Genomic DNA, 1,585 nt, shown 5'->3' on the forward strand with positions numbered 1-1,585 from the left:
TATGGCAGATTTATGCAATGAATAAAATAAATGTGTTTTATCTAAAAGCAAATCATTTTGAAGGGCTATATAAAAACTTGTTTAATGTAAATGCGAGCAAGGAAAATATAAAAGCCTCTATCGATTCAAAGATAGAAAGCGCGAAGAAGTCGGATATTTTGCTCATAGACGATATAGACAGCGTGGGATTTTCAAGCGCGGTAAACGGATATTACGAAATATTTGATAATCGCAGAAAAGAAGAAAAACCAATTATTTTATCTTCCAATAAAACCTATGACGATTTACTTAACGGCTTAAAGAACGGAAATAAAAGGCATGAAGCTTCGTTTATAAGCGGTAGAATAACGAGCAGATTATTAGGATTAAAAATTGTGGAAGTGGAATTAAGGCGACTGCCCGTAAAAGTCGGAAGAAATCAAGCCAATCAAAGTTTGGCTTAATGTTAATAATCTGTTAACAATGTTAATAAATTGTTTATAAATAGTTGATAAAAATTGAGGTAATTAAAAATGAGAAGAAAGGCAACAATCCGTAGATGCGAAAAAGCGTATAAAAGGTATCAAAGCAAGAGGTGGAAAGTGTTTAGGGAAATGTATTTAGCCGAACATCCGCTTTGTAAAAACTTTGACGACTGCCATAATTTCGCCGAGCATGTCGACCATATCAAAAGAATTGAAAGCGAAGGCGACTGCCCGCATGTTGCGTTAAAATTGTAAAATTGTATTAAATGTTTTATTATTTATGTAAAATCTATAAAAAATATGATAAATTAGGCATGATTTTTGGCACGGTTTTTGCTTTAAATACTAATACAATACTACTTCTCTTTCTCTTTAAATTTTAAATTTTTCTTTTTCTTTTTTTTGAAACTTAAAAATTTAAATTTTAATTTTAAAAATTAAAAAATTATTCAAAAAAAATCTTGAATTTTTTTAAAAAAATTATTAAAATTATCTCAAAAAATTCTTTCAAAAATCGAATTTTAAAAAACAGCCGATTTTCGCAGTTTTTTAACGGCATGCCTAAAACCATACCATGAAGCCCAAAAAACCGTTAAAAATAGCCTCTACGCTTTAATTAAGGGCATTCAAATTTTGAATTGCGACTGCATTTTTTATCGTTTTTTTATCCTCTCAAAACTAAAAATTATTTTTCAATGCATATTATAGAAAAAACTAATATTACAAAATCGCTTGAAAATTATTAAAAAATTACGGTTTTTAATGTCGCAAAATGAAGCGTTAAAAACCAATTCTAATGTCGCAGAATGTAGCAGGCGACTGCCCGCATGTTGCGATAGAAGAACTAAAAAATCTGAATGAGGATTTGGAAGTTAAAGTTAGATTTCCATGTTATGAGTTTAATGGCTGTAACGTATCTGAAAACATTATAAGCAGCGCTATTTATGATAGGGATAAATATGATGAAAATAAAAGAGTAGTTGTATTGCTTTGGGAAGAATAATGATAAATATAAATGCGACTATTTATTTGAGACATAAAGACGAAGAATACAAAAAAGTTTATGACGCTTTTGAAACCATGAATAAATTTTTAGAAAAAGTAAAAATAGAAAAAATATA

At 28.9% G+C, this 1,585-nt stretch carries 2 protein-coding genes and 1 pseudogene; all 3 read left to right on the forward strand.

Annotation, left to right across the window (positions count from 1 at the left end; all coding sequences use genetic code 11):
* A pseudogene (locus tag EZH24_RS11530) lies at nt 1-443 on the forward strand (ATP-binding protein); the annotation flags it as partial.
* 69 nt (nt 444-512) lie between these two features.
* On the forward strand, nt 513-719 hold the full coding sequence (locus tag EZH24_RS11535) for a hypothetical protein (protein WP_236847220.1): 207 nt from the start codon (nt 513-515) through the stop codon (nt 717-719).
* A gap of 610 nt (nt 720-1,329) precedes the next feature.
* A complete protein-coding gene (locus EZH24_RS14270; RefSeq protein WP_161976160.1) occupies nt 1,330-1,467 on the forward strand; it encodes a hypothetical protein in 138 nt (45 codons plus the stop codon).
* Nucleotides 1,468-1,585 lie beyond the last annotated feature (118 nt).

This window comes from Brachyspira catarrhinii (assembly GCF_005518285.1).
In the GTDB taxonomy this organism is placed as follows: domain Bacteria; phylum Spirochaetota; class Brachyspiria; order Brachyspirales; family Brachyspiraceae; genus Brachyspira; species Brachyspira catarrhinii.

Excerpts from the sequence above, each read along its gene's own strand:
- EZH24_RS11535 (WP_236847220.1), top strand. The coding sequence starts at position 513 with ATGAGAAGAAAGGCAACAATCCGTAGATGCGAAAAAGCGTATAAAAGG.